Source organism: Terrimonas rubra (genome assembly GCF_042686025.1).
GTDB classification, from domain to species: Bacteria; Bacteroidota; Bacteroidia; order Chitinophagales; family Chitinophagaceae; genus Terrimonas; species Terrimonas rubra.
Map to the genome: position 1 here is coordinate 1,771,604 of NZ_JBHUOZ010000001.1, position 18,006 is coordinate 1,789,609.

Here is an 18,006-nt window from a genome sequence, read left to right on the forward strand (position 1 = left end):
AACAACCGTTTATCCCGTTACAAGATATTATAATAGTTTAAAACCTGGTTACCCCTTTTTGCATCACCCCTTCCGTTATTTTACCATTACTGATGGTAAGCGATTTACCTTTTTCGTTTTTGACCTCGCCTTCAAAACTGGCATTCAGTATACCTTTGGCCGTATCAATACTGCTGATGGTTACACTGCCGGACTGAAAAAAGTAATGCTCCCTTTTTCCATTTACCGCAGCCGGGCTGTATTCACCATAGGCTTTGTTTGGTGAGTTTAAAGTACCTGCACCACTGATAAATGAATAGGTTCCGGGTTGAATGCTGTTGACGTTAATATTTACCGCCGGTAATGAATCTGCCTGCGTGGTGGTAACATTAAATGAAACCCCGTTGCTGTTATTCTGGCCAAACAAATTGATATTCCAGGCCTTGGTGGTAACGGACTGATCAGCTACCGTAAAGCTGACCTCATTAGCAGGTTCTTTTACAGGTGCTGCGGGTTGTAAAGTATCTTTGCTTTCACTGGTATTATTATCTGAACTGTTGTTACAGGCAACAAAAAGAACGGCGGCAAGCAAAACGTAGGTAACAGATCTCATGTTATATGTTTTAAGTGATTAATAGCTATGTAACTACCTCACATAAACCAACACTACAAATCGTCTTTGGTAAACTTTCTGAATGCAAAGAAAACATACAAAGCGCAATAAAGCAAGCTGGCAATAATTAAAACATATGCTTCCGGCACACCCTGGTTAATTTGTTTCAGGAAGGGCAGGGGTAATAACTCGTCAGATGCCTGCAGGGGTAGTAAATAACCTACGGGTTTTGCGTCCATCTTATAGTTGATCAACGCTGAAAGCAGGAATTCAAATATCAGTCCGAACATGAAAAATATACCGGCAGCCAACCCGCTTCTGCGTAATAAAATGGCCAGGAAGAAAGCAAACAGCATATAACATAAGGTTTGCAGGAACATATAGCCAACATACTCAAAGCCCGTAAAACTGAATGAAGCGCCTGTTACCATGCCCATGATCAGTACGGACAGGATATTAATAATGGTGATGACGATGGTAAAGGCAAGGATAAGTAATAATTTAGCCTGGATAAATTCCTTACGGCTCCAGCCGTCGATAATATTCTGGCGATGGGTTTTAAAAGTAAACTCGTTTACGCATAAGGTAATAATGAGCCAGCCGGGAAAATATAACAGCCAACTGTTCAGCCAGCCCATGGTATTCCATAATTTAGGAAAAGCAAACGGGTCGCCTAACATTGCCTGTATTTCTTTAGGCGGTATATTGGTATACATGGTATAGGAAATGAATAATACCGCAATAATGCCTAATAAGTATATAATACCAAACACTTTAAAAGCCCGGTAGTGTTTTAGTTTCATCCATTCAATTTGCAATAAGTTTTGCATGGTTATAATAATTTACGGGAATAATAATGGGGTTAACGATCGCTTTTGGTACCGGTGATCTCCAGGAACCTGGTCTCCAGGCTTTTCTTTTTCAGGTTCAGCTGCTCCAGTACAATGCCGTTATTAAAGCAGTGCTGGTTAATGGCTGTTGCTTTTACACTGTCTTCACAGATAAGGGTAAAGCCTGTTGCCGTGGTATGTATTTCCCGGATGCCGGCAAAGGAGGATAACACCGTTTTCAGGCTATTGATATCTTCCGCACTTACTTCTACACTTACTGTGCTATCAACCGATGTACTTAATACATCGTGTACCGTACCGATCGTTTTTAATATACCTTTCTGAATAATGGCCACATGAGAGCAAACCCTTTCCACCTCATCCAGGATATGGCTGGCCATGATGATGGTTTTGCCCTGCTGGTTCAGCTGTTTGATCAGGGTCCGGATCTCGGCAATACCCGCCGGGTCCAGGCCATTGGTGGGTTCGTCAAACACCAGGATATCTGGATCTCCTAACAGGGTAGAGGCAATGGCCAGGCGTTGTTTCATACCCAGTGAAAAGGTTGCAAATTTGGAATCTTTACGCTGGTGCAGGTTAACGATCTGTAATACCCTGTCAATATCATTTTGACCGCGGCCTTTAATGGCGGCTACAATTTCTAAATTACGGTACCCGCTGAGGTAGGGATAAAAATTGGGTGTTTCCAGTAGGGTGCCGATCTGCCTGCGTTGTTGTTCGCTGGTACCGGGTTGTCCCATCCAGAAAAACTGGCCGCTGGTGGGCTTAATAATATCCATGGATATACCCAGCAGGGTGGTTTTACCACTACCGTTCGGACCTAAAATGCCAAATACGGAACCCTGCGGAACATCAAAGCTGACATTATCTAATGCACGTATAGCGCCATAGTGCTTGGTGAGTTGCTGCACACTTAATACTGACATGAATGTTGGTTTTGTATTGAACTATGAATATAGAAAAAAGTTGACAGAACGGTTTACCATTTTGTGTAATTAGCCTGTAAACTGGGTGAGTTGCGGAATTTGAGCGGTGAGTGTTGGTGGTGAAAGGTTTAAAAGTTCAAGCGTTCAAAAATCAATTGACAATGGACAATTGATAATTGACAATGGTTTTTGAGCTTAATAAATTATTAAGTGTATAAGTGTTCAAAGGGTATGCTCCATTGGCATATCAGCACATTAGCAAATCAGCTAATTAAAAGGAGGGTGCCAGTAACTGCTGAAACTACCTACAATGGCCTGGTGGTGCAGGTCCAGTTTGTGTAATTGCAGGTCATGTACATCTTCCTGTCTAACCCGGCGGTACATAGGGTGCATGGTGCCGCCTTTTAACCCGGCAGGTATATTAGGGTCGTACTGGAATTCAGGGTCTACCAGGGTACCGCGGGGATACATAATGCCCGGCCGGCCCTGTCCGCGTATATCCAGGTCATGGGGATGCGGAAGACCTAAGGTATGGCCATACTCATGGGCAGCAGTGGTAGAACCTTTGTACAGGTTATCGTATTGAAAATAACCTGTATTGCAACCCAATCCATCCACAAAGGATATATTGCCCATGGCTTTTGCTTCAATACGGAAATAATTATTCAGGGGATCAAGGTTACCCAATACTTCTTCAACGGTAATGTCGGGGTTACAGGCAGCCGTGATACGGAACACCACGGTATAAACCTCTCCTTTGTTTACAATACCTGCCTGAGGCTCATTCCACATGGTCTCTATCTCATCGGCAATTTGCTGAGTAAGGCTTTCATCGGCCATACTGCCATAGGTAATGATATGCGAGCGTATCAATAATACCTTTCCCTGTATGATCTCTGCAGTACCCATAGTTAATTAGATAATTAGTGAATTAGATAATTTGGAAATGAATGTCTCGCTAATAAAAGGTGTATGTATTATAAAGAAATTAATTATCTAATTAACAAATTAACTCATTATCTAATTCCTCACGGGTTTCCCGCTCTTAAGCACACTCTGTATCCTTTCCAGTGTTTTCTTCTCACCGCAAAGCGACAGGAAGGCTTCTCTTTCCAGGTCCAGTAAATACTGTTCCGATACCAGTGAAGGTTCGCTGAGGTCACCGCCACACATCACGTATGCCAGTTTGCGTGCTACCACACCATCATGTTCAGTAGCATAATTGGCGCGCTGCATACCGTTAATGCCGGACAGTAAAGCACCCAGGGCTGACCGCCCCAATACTTTTACATCATTGCGTTGTACGGGCTGTACATAACCGCTGTCGTATATTTCAATTACCGATTTTCTTGCTTCGGCAATGCGGCGTCCCTGGTTCATCACTACCTCATCAAGTCCCTTACGGTATACGCCTATCTCAAAACCTTCCGCTGCCGATGTGGCTACTTTAGCGGTAGCAATTGTGAGGAAACGGTTCTTTAAAGTAATGGTATCGGGTTCATCCACATGCATTTCATCGGCTGCACGTAATACAAACTCCTTGGTACCGCCACCACCGGGTATCAGGCCCACACCTAATTCTACCAGGCCGGTATAGGTTTCGGCAGCAGGGCAAACCTTATCGGCATGTAAGCTTAACTCACAGGCGCCACCCAGGGCAAGGCCATGCGGCGCTACAACTACAGGTACCGAGGAATAACGGGCCCGCATCATGGTATTTTGAAATAGTCGGATGGCCATATCCAGTTCGTCATACTCCTGTTCAATAGCCAGCATAAATATTAAACCCACATTGGCGCCGGCAGAGAAGTTGGCCCCCTCATTGCCTATCACCAGTCCTTTAAAATCTTTCTCCGCTTTTTCAATAGCGGTTTGTATACCGCTTAATACATCACCGCCAATGCTGCCCATCTTGGTATTCCATTGCAGGCCCAGCACATCATCGCCAATATTATACAGCTGGCAGCTGTTATTCTTCCAAACCAGTTTATCGGTATGATTGCTTAATACAATAAAGCCGCTGTCATCACCACTGCTGGCAGGTGCATAATCACCGGTTGCCGGTAAATAGGCAAGGCGTTTACCGTTCTCAATTTTATAAAAACTTTTATGGCCTTTGCTCAACATATCCGTAACCCAGCTTGCTACACTATGCCCGGCCTCCTGCATGGCTTTTACCGTTCTTTCCACGCCCAGCAGGTCCCAGGTTTCAAAAGCGCCTATCTCCCAGCCAAAGCCGGCTTTCATGGCATCGTCCACGCTATACACAGTATCGCTTATTTCGGGTATGCGGTGGCTGATGTAGCTAAACAAACCGTAATGGAAATGTTTATAAAACTCCCCGGCTTTATCCGGCGACTGTACCAGCATTTTCAAACGCTGGTGCAGGTCTTCAATTGGTTTGGCAGCATCTATCGATGCAAATTTCGGACGGCTCTTAGGAGCATATTCAAATGTATCCAGGTTCAGCGTTAATATCTCGCTTTTACCTTCCGGTGTTTTTATCTTCTTAAAAAAGCCCTGTTTGGTTTTATCACCCAGCCAGTTATTATCAACAATCTTTTGTAACCAGGCCGGTATTTTAAACAGGTCTTTCGCTTCATCATCCGGGCAATTCTCATACACGCCATTGGCTACTTTCACCAGGGTATCAATACCTACCACATCAGCTGTACGGAAGGTGGCCGATTTTGGCCGACCTATCACGGGGCCCGTCAAAGCTTCCACTTCATCAATGGTCAGCTTCATTTTATCTACCAGCGAAAATATCTGCATAATGCTGAACACGCCTATACGGTTGGCAATAAATGCAGGCGTATCCTTACACAATACGGTGGTCTTACCTAAAATAATATCACCATAATACATTAAAAAATCAACCACGGCCTTATCCGTATGCGGCGTAGGAATTATTTCCAGTAAACGCAGGTAACGGGGTGGGTTAAAAAAGTGAGTGCCGCAAAAATGTTGTTTAAAATCATCACTGCGCCCCTCGGCCATTAAATGTATAGGTATACCCGATGTATTGGAAGTAACCAGGGTTCCGGGTTTACGGAACTGTTCTACCTTATCGTAAATAAGCTTTTTAATATCCAGCCGTTCTACCACCACTTCAATGATCCAGTCGCACTGGGCAATATCCTTCATGTTATCGTCAAAATTCCCGGTGGTAATTTTCTTCACTGCATCTTTGGTGTACACCGGCGAGGGGTTACTTTTTACCGCAGCGGTCAGTGCATCATTTACCAGCTTATTCCTTTCGGCAGGTTTAGTGCTTTCTGCAGCCTCTTTCGGCACCATATCCAGCAACAGCACCGGTACGCCTACACCGGCAAAATGACAAGCAATCCTGGAGCCCATAACGCCGCTTCCCAACACGGCCACTTTTTTAATTGTACGATTCATATAGCGAGGTATAAAATTAGTTAGCTAAACAACTATTTATGGTGAAGGTAACAAGATTTGATCAAAAAGACAATCATAAAATCAAACTTAATAGTTGCTTTATACAACCTTTTGTGGGTGGGAACAAAGGGTGTTCCTGGTCATTTTACAGGGGCTGCCGGCTGCAGTAACACTGTTCAGCTGTTGTTCCCGCTTTCTATTACAAGTCCGGCACAAAGCACCCGCACAATGCCTCACCGGGCTTTCCATGTCAATCGGGCAGCCTTTCGGCTATACAACTATAATGGCCTGGAGAAAGGGGGCTATTTGATCAAGATTGTTTTGCCCATATAACCAATGGTTCAATACCTCTCAATCATACTTCAGTATCACTATGATCTTTAAACAGGAGTATCTGTTTCAGAATTTCTGCTTCTATTTTGCGGTGCAGCTTGTCGCTGCTGCTGCGGGCAATTAATTCAATGGTGAATCTTACAAAATCCTTTCCCAGTTCCTGTACCCTTAACTGCAGCTCATTTCCCGGCTCCACATCCGGGTGGGTATTGAAAACAGATTGCAGTTTTTTTTCCAGTGCTTCTATATGCGCTGCTTCTGATAATGGTAATTCAAATTTCAGGGTAAGTAATTTGGAGCGCAGGGCCGACAGGTTTACCAGCGGCTGGGTAAAGAAAATATTGTTGGGAACCAGTACAATATCTTCTTCTTCGTTCTTTAATACAATATTCGATAATGTAATATCTTCTACCATCCCTTTATTGCCGCCCACTTTTATTTTATCACCAATAGATAACTGGTCGGAGAACATGATGAACAGGCCGCTGAGCATATTGGTAATATAGTCGCGGAAAGTAACGGCTATGGCCATGGCCACAATGGTCATGCTGGTTAAAAAAGTAAGCGGGTTAATACCGGCGCCTATCATAACGGCAATGGTAAAAAATACCACGTTCAGTACAGCCGTAAGGCGGTTAATGCCCAATACAAAATTTCCCCTTACTGTTTTTTTTGCATGGCGGGCATTATAAAAAGCAATGATGATGAAGCGGATGATGGAAACAATAATACTGGGAATAAGAAAAGCCCAGAGACCGGTAATGATCTGCCAGGCCCATTTTTTATTAACAATATCCTCTACTTTAACTGCGGTAAAGAACAGGACCAGTGATAATACTATTTTAATAACGAAATAATAAGGGAAAAACTTTTTATCATTTTGTGTCGACGTCATACCGGCTGCCATAATTATTTTAACTACCTGCTAATAACTATTTTCGGCACAAAAGTACTTACATTTTTTTTGGCAGCTTATGATGACGCCTTAATGCCGTTAATGGTTAAGGTGCACTGCTCTGTTTTTTCTCCCAGAATGTTTTTGTTTTTACAATATTGTTACTTACCATATCAATATGCCTGCGTAAGATGGCAGCTGTAACACCACGGTTCTCCGCGGCCAGTCCAAACTTCAGGCTGCCGTTTTTTGTGATATAAAACTGGGCAGGCTGTACAATACCGTTTTGTTTTAACAGGTCCTTTGTCCTGGATTGATAACTGGTACTGTCACTGTTCAGTAACGCCGTTAGCCAAACAAAATTTTTGCTGGGACTTACCTAGCAAAGCAGGTATATATCCAGCCGCGATGTGGTGTTTTTTATTTCAATTTGTTCTGAACCGGGAGTAGTATTGAGGTCTTTTACCGTATAACCCATATTAACGAGCATGGTTCTAAGCTGGCTGCCGGTTATGGGGGCACAATCCTGTGCAGTGGCTGTACCGGAAAGTACGCATACCGCGAAAAAAGTAGTCAGGGTAATCAATAGCTTTTTCATAAATGTTTAATTAATCAGTAGCATGGTAAAAAACATTGAAAAGGCATTTGTACCCGCCACAGGGTATATTGGCGGCTATTTTCTTATACTGATACAATGCGGAAAACATTATTTTTGAACTGTTATTTGTAAGCGGTTACGATTGAATGCGATATAAAAACTTAAAATGATTTATTTTTTTGATAAGTCATTTTGTATTATCCCGACAGGTATTAAATGCATAAGGCTATAATGAAAAATTGGGTAAGATGTAAAAAAAGACCAAACCTGTCCGGTTTGTATTGTAGCTGGCTGGTATGGTTAGGTGTTTTCATTTCTTATAGCCTGGCTGCTCAATCAAATATTGATAGCATACGTACCGAGTTAAATAAGCCGGGTATTACCAAAAAAGAGAAGATCAGTAATTTAAACCGGCTGGCGGCTTTTTTAAATAAAGATTCTACCAACCAGGCGCTGGTATATGCACACGAAGCCTACCTGCTTAGCCTGAACGAAAATGATAAAAAAGGCCAGGTAAACTCGCTGCTGAACCTTTCGGAAGGGTATCTCTACAATGATATTTACGATCAGGCCCTGCAGTATGGGTATTCGGCCCTGGATCTCGCGGTTTTATTAAAAGATACTTTGCTGCTGGCCAATTGTAATACCAACCTTGGCTGGATATTTTATGATACGGAGAATGTTAACTTCTCGCTTCAGTACCACCGGGAAGCTTATGGGCTATTCAAACAAAAAGGCGCTTTAAAAAATGTGGCTTTATCTTTAAATGCCATAGGGCTTATTTTTCAAATGAAAAATGAGAATGATTCGGCTAAAGCATATTTTGAACAATCTTTACAACTTGCCCGCGAACAGGACCTGCGTTCGGTTATTTCGGCAGCACTCAATAATTTAGGTATTTGTGAAAATGTAGCGGGAAATTACCATGCGGCCATTGCGTACTTTCATAACGCTTTGACCATGAAAAGCGCTACTGCCGATCTTTTATCCATTGCCGAGATCGAAAACCAGATGGCTTTCTCCTACCTGAAACTCAAAAACTATCATTGGGCTGATTCCCTGCTTAAAAGTTCACGCAGTTTAATTGACAGGTCGTCCTCTAACTCAAAAAAAGAAAAACTGCTGGATAACCTGCATATTGCATCGCAACTGTTCGAGGTACTGGGCGATTATGCGAAAGCATTTGCCAACCTGAAAGAATATACCAATATAAGTAACCAGATCATCTCACGTAATAAAAGTGATGTATTGGCTACTTTAAAACTTAAAAAAGAGGCACAGGCAAAAGAAGACCAGATAAAAGAACTGCATGTACAAAAAGAGCTACGCAGTTTTCAAAGAAATGCCCTGGCTGCGGGAATTGTATTACTGATAATAATAGGCATTTTGCTCTATGGCCGTTTACGGCAAAAGCAAAAAAGACAAAAAGAGCTGGATGCCGTAAAGCAGCAATTAATAAAACAGGAACTGGATAGTACCCTCAGCGAAAAAGCCACTTTGAATGAAAAGCTGGAATATAAAAACGCCGATCTGAAAAGCTATGCCCTGTTTATAGCACAGCGAAATGAAATGATCAGCCAGTTTATCGGGGAATTAAAAGGGATGAATATAAGCGCCAGCCTGCCAAAAGAAACAAGCGGTGAATTGGACAAGGTTATCCGTAAATTTCAGAAAAACCTGGATGTGAACAGCGAAACCCAGGATTTTAATTTATCGGTAGATGAAACCCTGAAAGACTTTTTCTATAACCTGCTTCAAAAATACCCGGGACTTACTGATAATGAACGCCGTCTTTGCGCACAAATCCGGCTTAATTTATCCATCAAGGAAATTGCTTCCCTCAATAATATCTCGGTAAAATCGGTAGAAATGGCCCGCTACCGCCTGCGCAAACATTTCGGATTGCAATCACAGGATAACCTGGGTGATTTTTTAAAAACATTCTGATCTTCCTACCGGCTTAACCGGTCCGGCACTTCTCCAATCATCTTACTGGTAATTTAAACAGCACTCCGCAGCTGGCCTGTCGGTTTTAACCGGTGCGTATGCTCTGGTTTAACAATAACAGCGCAACCATACCAATTTTCGGCTCTCTCACATACTATTTTTTACCCAACATAACTTATTGGTTTGCCGCTTTTTTATTTGGACGGGGGAACGAGGTTCCTAATATTATATATTATAGTATATTATAATTATTTGCTTGTCATTCTTTTAAAAGCTGTGTAGAGGTGTTGTAGGGGTAAGGGTGGGGTTCGTGTATAGGCACAAAAACAGGAAAGGCTTTCCATTTAAATTAAGTTTAGAAAATTATTTTTCTAGTAGTACAGGCATACTAAAACTATAATAACTGACGATTGCCATATCATTTATAAGGATCAGAACGAATTGTAAAAGGCCATATTTATATCATTGGTAGCCTCGTCTTTTAAAACCGGTTGTAAGGTTTTGCCTGTTCCACTGTACTTCTTTTATCACAACTAACATTTTTAAACTTACTATCGTGAAAAAAAACTGCTGCTTCAAACACATTCCCCGGTTTGTGCAAAAAATATTGCTGTTGAGTATTTTCCTGGCTTTCGGTGTCAGCGCCTTTGCCTTTCAGCCAGCCGGCAATGTTAAAGGACTGGTAACCGATGTGTCAGGTAACCCGTTACAGGGAGTTACCATCCAGTTAAAGAATACTACAACCGTTACGGTTACCGATGAAAATGGAAAATTCAGGCTAGAAGCTCCTGCAAAGGGAGTGCTCGTATTCTCTTTTACCGGGTATGCCGCTAAGGAAGTTGAAATAGGAAACCAGCCGGAGATAACGGTTCAATTAACGCAACAAGCTACTAACCTTGACGAAGTAGTGGTGATCGGCTACGGAAGCCAGAAAAAAAGTAATTTAACCAGTGCCGTATCATCCGTAAAAGGCGATCAGCTGCAAAAAACAACCAGTAATAATCCGGTTAATGCCTTACAGGGAAGGGTAGCTGGTCTTTCTGTAACCAGTCCCGGTGGTAACCCCGGGCAAATGTCCGATGTACGGCTACGTGGCATTGGCACTTTTGGCGGTCACCAGCCATTATACGTTATTGATGGTACTCCCGGTGATCCTTATTATTTGAACAATAATGATGTGGAGTCGATTGAGGTATTAAAAGATGGCGCTGCTGCTTCCATTTATGGTTCTACCAGTGCCAATGGTGTGATCCTGATTACGACCAAACGTGGTAAAAAAGGCATACCCCTTATTGATTTCAATAGTTATTTCGGCCTTGCCAATCCCACTAAAAAGTATGATTTTTTAGATGCGGAGGGGTACAAGAGCGTTCATAAAATGATGTACGAAAATGCGGGTGTTACTACCTTACCCGCTTATATTACCACCAATACCGGTGTTAATACCAATTGGCAGGACCTGATAACCCGCAGCGGCAATGTGCAGAACCATAATATTAACCTTCGTGGCGGCGGCGAATACCTGACCTATGCACTCAGTGGCGATTATACCAATGAAACAGGAACATTTATCGGCTCAAAATTTAATAAAAAAGGTATCCGCTCCGTAAATGAGTTTAAAAAGGGAATACTCACGGTGACCAATAACCTCATTTTTTCACAAACCCGGTCCGAAGGGTATAAGTTTAACCTGGCCGATGCTTATTTCCAGTCGGCCTTATTACCGGTTTATGATGCAAATGAAAAATACGGCTATGCTTTAACTGTAAATGGTTTGCCCAGGTTTCAGAACCCGGTGGGTGCCGATCATTTTATGGAGAATCATAACACTACCCAATACCTGGCAGATAACTTAAAGATCCGCCTGCAGTTATTAAAAGGACTTAGTTATACCGCTAATATCAACTATATAACCGCCAATAGTTTTGCGTATGAACATACACCACCTTTCCGGGTAAATGCAAACGATCCGCTAATTTCCTATCCGTATGTATATAACAGCCGGAGCAATTATAAGGAAATGCTGGCCGAGCACCTGTTGAATTATGACTGGAAGCGTGGTAACCATAATGTGTCTTTGCTGGCCGGTTATGCTGCGCAGCAAAAAACAAATGAATATTTAAGTGTTAGCGCCGACGGAAAAACCATTGTACGTACAGTAGTAAACGGTGCTATTGTTGAAAAAGAAGTGCCAGGTGGTTTTACCAATCCCGATTTTAACACCATCAATGCCGGACTGGGTGGTACTTTTAATGCTGCAGGCTCCAATAACAAATATGTACGGCATTCAGCTTTTGGCCGTGTAAACTATACGTATGATAATAAATACCTGCTGCAGTTATCTGTTCGGCGGGATGGTTCATCGATATTTGGTTTAAATAACCGCTATGGCGTTTTCCCTTCTGTGTCAGCGGGCTGGAACATAAGCCGCGAGTCATTTATGAGTAAGTTTACCTGGCTTGATAATTTAAAAATAAGGGCCAGTTACGGAGAGTTAGGAAATGAAGGTGCATTGGGTTATTACGATCACCAGGCCCTTATTACTACTTCCAACAGGTGGTCGGGTGGTTATGTACAGGGTTCCGGTGCTACACCCTGGCCCGGTTCGGCCAGTTATGCACTGGAAAACAGGGACCTTAAATGGGAAACCAGTAAATCAACCAATATAGGCCTTGATTTTGCCGTATTACATAATAAACTATCCGGCTCTGTTAACTATTACAATAACAAAACCGATGGACTACTGATCATTAAAGAAGTACCTCCTTCTTCGGGAGTAGATAACCCGGTTTTAAACGTGGGTAAAATCGCCAACAAAGGTGTTGAGTTGGAGCTGAATTACGTGTACCAGTTAAAACACGGATCTGTCAATATCGGCGGTAACCTGAGTACGGTTTCCAATAAAGTGATCAGCCTGGCCGATGCGGATCAGACCTTATACGGCACAGGCCTGAAATTCGGATCAGACCATATTCCTACACAAACAAAAGTGGGCAAAGAGATCGGTGCCTTTTACCTGTATGAAGCCGATGGGATCTTTAAAACCGATGCCGAAGCTGCCGCTTATAAAAATAAGGATGGTGATGCACTGCAACCCGATGCAAAAGCCGGTGACATCCGGTTCAGGGATGCCAATGGTGACGGTGTTATTGATGAAAATGATAAAACCTACCAGGGTACCGGCTTTCCTAAATTTGAATACGGGTTTAATATAGCCGCTAACTACAAGCAATTTGACCTGTCTGTTTTTTTTCAGGGTGTAGGTGGCAATAAAATATACAATGGTAACCGCTTTGAGCTGGAAGGCATGGAAGCCGGCAGAAATTACCTGGCCACTACCTTGAATGCATGGACACCACAAAACCCCAATTCATCTATGCCAAGGGCCGTACTGGGCGATCCTAACGGCAATACCCGCGAGTCAACCCGTTTCCTGGAAAATGGTTCGTACCTGCGTTTAAAGCTGTTACAACTGGGCTATACATTGCCTGCTGTATTAACGCAACGCATCAAAATGCAAAAGGTACGCATTTATGCCAGTGCGCAAAACCTGTTAACCATTACCAGGTACAAAGGACTTGATCCGGAAGTGGGAAGGTTCAGTGTATTAAATACGGGTGTTGACAGGGTATTATATCCGCAAAACAAAAGATGGATAGCAGGTATACAGATCACTTTATAATCAATTAAAAATCGGGTCATGAAAAAAATAATTGTTGCTTTATTTATTTTAACTGCAGGAATAGCAATGACAGGTTGCAAAAAAGACCTGTTGAATCAAAATGCTCCTGATCAGTTAACTACGGATAATTTTTATACTTCCAGGGAAAAAGCCCTGTCGGGGCTGGCTGCGGCCTATTCACAACTCGAGAGTTTTGTAGGCTGGGATAATTTTGTTGAAGCAAGGTCGGTAAGGGAATTCTACCGCGAGGATTATGTGAAGCCCGGCGATGATGCTTTCAACTATCCCTGGTGGATAGATCATTATAATTTTTCTTTTACATCGGGCAATTATGCCATTGATCTTTTATGGCGGGATAATTACCGGGGCCTGAACTTTACCAACCAGGTGTTGGGTAATGTGGCTAAAATGCCGGCCGAATTAATAGATGAAGCCAGCCGGAAAGAAATTTTAGCGGAAGCAAGATTTTTAAGGGCTTATTATCACTTTAAATTACTGGTCAATTTTGAAAAAATAATTATCCGTGATAAAGTGCCTACTTCAGAAGCGGATCTGCCCAAAGCAGCTTCTGAAAGAAAAGAAGTGTATGATCTTATCATTGAAGATCTGAAAGCGGCAGAACAGGGCCTTCCTTTAAAATCAAAACGTCCGGCCACAGAACTGGGCCGTGCTACCAAAGGCACCGCACAGGCCTACCTGGGTAAAGTGTACCTGTACAGGGCGGGTGAAGAGCCTGCCAATGCAGCAGCTTACTACACCGCGGCAGCAACCAGTTTGAACAATGTTATCCTTTCAGGAGAATATGATATGGAAACCAATTTTATCGGTATGTTCAATGGTACCGTTAAAAACGGAACGGAGTCCGTATTTGAACTGCAGCAGACAGCTGATGCTTCAAATGGCGCCGTGTACCGCTCCTACCTGGCCGATTGGGTAGCGGCCTGGGAACTGGGCGGGTATGGTGAAATATACGGTACACAGCGATTACTGACCGAAATGCAGAAGGAAGGTAAAGTGGCAACCGGTAACTTATACGATCCGCGTTTATACCAGACAATGATATTTGAAGATGCTTATTTTAATGATGCCGCCAATCCGCGTGTATATGGCTATACCTATGATGAAGTATTTGAAAACGGCTCGGGTGTACTGGCATTTAAAAAATGGATACCGGCAGATATAACCCGGCTTGGACGTTCACTGGCCATTAACATGCCCCTGATGCGTTATGCCGATGTGGTACTGATGTATGCAGAAGTATTGAACAACCAGGAAAAATTTGGTGATGCCATGTTACAGGTAAATAGTTTAAGAACTAAAAGAACCATGCCTGCTTTATCACTGAATACCAAACAGGCAATTTTTGATCAGATCATCCACGAACGTGTTATGGAATTTACATTGGAAGGAAGCCGGTTTTATGATCTCAGGAGGTGGGGATTATTACAGCAAAATATGCAGGCAGCCGGAAGAACTTTTGCTGCAGATAAAGCTTTTTATCCTATTCCTTTAAAAGAAACCATCAACAATCCGCTGATAAGATAAAATCTATGGTGTAATAAAGTCGCCGGCTTTTAAAAGCCGGCGACTTTAACATGTATGTATTCGTGTAACTATTTGAAAACAAAATGCTGTGATGGTTAAAAAAAGTTGCTTCGTTTTTTTATTCGTATTATTCATTGTAAATATTATTGCTGCACAGGAAATAAATAACGACTGGGAAAATCCTGCAAGTCCTGTACATAATACCATGAAGCCGGCTGCCTGGTTTATTCCTTATCCCGGCGAAACAGCCGCTTTGTCAAAAGGAAATAGCCCTTTTGTACAATCCCTGGATGGTATATGGAAGTTTAACCTGGTGAATACACCTGCAGAACGTCCCACTGCATTTTATAAAGACAATTATGACCTGCGCAAATGGCATGATATTAAAGTACCGGCCAGCTGGCAAACCGAGGGCTTCGACCGGTTTATCTTTACCGATGTAGAATACCCCATTCCTGTTAACCCGCCTTATGTGCCGGCCGATTATAACCCGGTAGGTTCCTATAAAAAAAGTTTTACTGTTCCCGCCGGCTGGAAGGATAAAGATGTTTTTATTCATTTTGGTGCGGTCAGTTCTTTCTTCTATCTATGGATAAATGAACAGTATATTGGCTTTAGCAAGGATAGCAAAACAGAGGCAAAATTTAATATTACTCCTTATCTTAAAAAAGGGCAGAATACCGTATCGGTGCAGGTTTTCCGTTTCAGCGACGGCTCATACCTGGAAGGGCAGGATATGTGGAAGCTGAGCGGGATAGAAAGATCAGTATACCTGACGGCCCGCCCTCCCTTTTCGGTCTATGATTTTTTTGTAAAGGCTTCGCTGGATAACCAGTACAAGGATGGCATTTTTAATTTAAAAATTGCTTTCAATAAAAAGCCATCCGCACGGGAAGCACAGCAGGCTGTTCAGGTAAAAATTATTGATGAAGAAGCAAATAATAAAATCCTTTTTCAAGCTACACCGGCTATTACAGCAAACGGGGAAGTCTCCATCAACGAGGTCTTTCCCGGCATAAAAAAGTGGAATGCCGAAACGCCGCATTTATACACACTTATTATTAACCATCTTAACAAAGACGGGAAAATAATTGAAAGTATCAGTCATAAAATTGGTTTCAGGAAAGCCGAGATATTACACGGGCTTTTTTTAGTGAACGGCGTGGCGGTAAAATTTAAAGGGGTAAACCGCCATGAATTTGATATGATCAATGGAAAAGTAATTACCAGGGAACAGATGATCCGGGATATTAAATTATTTAAGGAATATAATATCAATGCGGTAAGAAACAGCCACTATCCCAATGCTCCGGAATGGTATGCATTATGTGACCAGTACGGGATATATGTAGTTGATGAAGCGAATATTGAATGTGATGGTATGAGCTTCTCACCATTAAAAACCTTATCGGATAAAGCCGGTTGGAAAAATGCTTACCTGAACAGGACGGAAAGAATGTTTGAGACAAACAAAAATTTTACCAGTGTTATTACCTGGTCATTGGGCAATGAGAGCCAGATGGGCGATAATTTCATGGCTACCTATCAATACCTGAAATCGGTTGACGATAGCCGCCCGGTAGCTTATGAGCCTGCCAGCAGAACAGATTATTCGGATGTCTTTTTCCCGATGTATAAATCTTTGAACGTGATGCAGGAGTATGTGAAAGAATGGCGCAGCAAACCCTATATCCAGTGTGAGTATGCACACATGATGGGCAACAGTGGTGGCAATTTAAAAGAGTACTGGGACCTCATCTACAGCAATGAACAATTACAGGGAGGATATATCTGGGATTTTTCTGATCAGACCTTTAAAATAAAAGACAAAAATGGCAGGGATATCTGGGGCTATGGCAGGGATATGGGTAAGGTGGGTGAAACCAGCGATACCAGTTTTTGCGCCGATGGATTATTTTCAGCTGACAGGAAGCCGCATCCACAGGCATTTGAATTAAAAAAAATATACCAGAACATTCATTTCAGTCCTGTTGATTTTGCCGCAAACAAAATTGATATAACCAATCGTTTTGATTTTACCAATCTCAGTCAGTATAATTTTGAATGGTATATAAAAGGGAATGGTGTAATGATGGCACAGGGAAAACTTGGCAGATTGGATATAGCGCCGCATACAACAAAAACAATACAATTAAATACACCGGTATTGGATGTACAGCCGGGTGTGGAATATTTTTTAACCATCAACGCTAAAACCAAACAGGAGTTGCCTTTATTGCCAGCAGACTTTTTAGTGGCTTTTGAACAGTTTAAGTTACCTGTATACATAGAAAAACAAAGTGAAGCAATAAGTGATTTGCCTTCACTTGAACTTTTACAAACAAATAACGAGGTAAAAATTTTTACATCATCATTTACTGTTTTGTTTGATAAAAAAAACGGCTGGTTATCCGGTTACGACTTACAGGGTATGGCGATTTTAAAAGATGCTTTAGCGCCTCATTTCTGGCGCACAGCTACCGATAATGATATTGGTAACAGCCAGCAGATACGTTGTGCCGTTTGGCAGGATCCGCTGAAAACAGCTGTATTGGATTCCATTACCGTGAAACAATTGGATAAGCAACATATTGAAGTAAGCACTTTTCATTACCTGCCGGATGTAAAAGCAAATTACCTGGCTAAATACAGGGTAGCGGCCAATGGATATGTACAGGTAAATATTGAAATGCTGGCTTCGGCAGGGGACTTCCCGGAAATGCCCAGGTTTGGGATGAGGGTTGTTTTGCATAAAGCGTTTGATAACGTAAAATGGTTTGGTCGTGGACCGTTTGATAATTACGAGGACCGTAAATCGGCGGCAACTATTGATATGTACCAGATGCCGGCCGACTCGCTGTTCCATCCCTATGCCCGGGCACAGGAAAGCGGGTACAGGACCGATGTACGGTGGATAAGCCTGACCAATAAACAAGGACTTGGCCTGATGGCTGAAGGTGATCCTGTTATCAGTACCGGTGTTTTACACTTTGATATGCATAAGCTGGAGTTTAATAAAGATGCACCGGAGAACAATCATGGAGGCTCCATGACCAATGATGACCTGGTATGGTGGAATATTGATTACCGGCAAATGGGCGTAGGCGGTGATAACAGCTGGGGTGCAAAACCACATGCCCGTTATTTATTACCTTACAGAAACTACCAATATACTTTTACGTTAAGGCCGGTTAAACCATAAGTAGAAATATTTTTCCGGATTGTAATAAGT

Annotated in this window: 11 protein-coding genes; 4 read left to right on the top strand and 7 right to left on the bottom strand. The window is 42.4% G+C overall.

The features are described 5' to 3' along the window. Positions 1-37: 37 nt before the first annotated feature. The 7 genes from ACFS6H_RS07530 to ACFS6H_RS07560 all read right to left on the bottom strand — a co-directional run bounded on the left by ACFS6H_RS07530 (position 38) and on the right by ACFS6H_RS07560 (position 7,600). Complete coding sequence (locus ACFS6H_RS07530; protein ID WP_386096849.1) at positions 38-592, bottom strand: hypothetical protein; 555 nt, start codon at positions 590-592, stop codon at positions 38-40. A gap of 53 nt (positions 593-645) precedes the next feature. Beyond that, entirely contained in the window at positions 646-1,422 is a 777-nt protein-coding gene (locus tag ACFS6H_RS07535) for an ABC transporter permease (protein ID WP_386096851.1), read from the bottom strand. Positions 1,423-1,454: 32 nt separating this feature from the next. Further along, positions 1,455-2,369, bottom strand: coding sequence for an ABC transporter ATP-binding protein (locus ACFS6H_RS07540; protein ID WP_386096853.1), 915 nt, complete (start codon positions 2,367-2,369; stop codon positions 1,455-1,457). 267 nt (positions 2,370-2,636) lie between these two features. Further along, positions 2,637-3,278, bottom strand: a complete 642-nt coding sequence (locus ACFS6H_RS07545; protein ID WP_386096855.1) for a peptidase M10 — start codon at positions 3,276-3,278, stop codon at positions 2,637-2,639. A 111-nt stretch (positions 3,279-3,389) separates the two neighbouring features. After that, positions 3,390-5,774 carry a 3-hydroxyacyl-CoA dehydrogenase/enoyl-CoA hydratase family protein gene (locus ACFS6H_RS07550; protein ID WP_386096857.1) on the bottom strand — a complete coding sequence of 795 codons (2,385 nt, stop codon included), beginning with the start codon at positions 5,772-5,774 and terminating at the stop codon, positions 3,390-3,392. A gap of 355 nt (positions 5,775-6,129) precedes the next feature. Further along, entirely contained in the window at positions 6,130-7,002 is an 873-nt protein-coding gene (locus tag ACFS6H_RS07555; protein ID WP_386096859.1) for a mechanosensitive ion channel family protein, read from the bottom strand. 379 nt (positions 7,003-7,381) lie between these two features. Next, positions 7,382-7,600 (bottom strand): hypothetical protein, encoded by a 219-nt coding sequence (locus tag ACFS6H_RS07560; protein WP_386096861.1) that lies wholly within the window; start codon positions 7,598-7,600, stop codon positions 7,382-7,384. A 231-nt stretch (positions 7,601-7,831) separates the two neighbouring features. On the opposite strand from ACFS6H_RS07560, the gene ACFS6H_RS07565 reads away from it, so the two are divergent. From ACFS6H_RS07565 to ACFS6H_RS07580, 4 genes are all read left to right on the top strand, one after another. Beyond that, positions 7,832-9,547: a tetratricopeptide repeat protein gene (locus ACFS6H_RS07565; protein WP_386096863.1), complete on the top strand. Its 1,716-nt coding sequence runs from the start codon at positions 7,832-7,834 to the stop codon at positions 9,545-9,547. Between the two features lie 595 nt (positions 9,548-10,142). Next, positions 10,143-13,229 carry a SusC/RagA family TonB-linked outer membrane protein gene (locus ACFS6H_RS07570; protein ID WP_386096865.1) on the top strand — a complete coding sequence of 1,029 codons (3,087 nt, stop codon included), beginning with the start codon at positions 10,143-10,145 and terminating at the stop codon, positions 13,227-13,229. An 18-nt stretch (positions 13,230-13,247) separates the two neighbouring features. Next, the gene (locus tag ACFS6H_RS07575) at positions 13,248-14,774 is read left to right on the top strand and encodes a RagB/SusD family nutrient uptake outer membrane protein (RefSeq protein ID WP_386096867.1); all 1,527 of its coding nucleotides are present in this window, start codon (positions 13,248-13,250) and stop codon (positions 14,772-14,774) included. 91 nt (positions 14,775-14,865) lie between these two features. Next, the gene (locus tag ACFS6H_RS07580) at positions 14,866-17,976 is read left to right on the top strand and encodes a glycoside hydrolase family 2 TIM barrel-domain containing protein (RefSeq protein WP_386097239.1); all 3,111 of its coding nucleotides are present in this window, start codon (positions 14,866-14,868) and stop codon (positions 17,974-17,976) included. Positions 17,977-18,006: the final 30 nt, after the last annotated feature.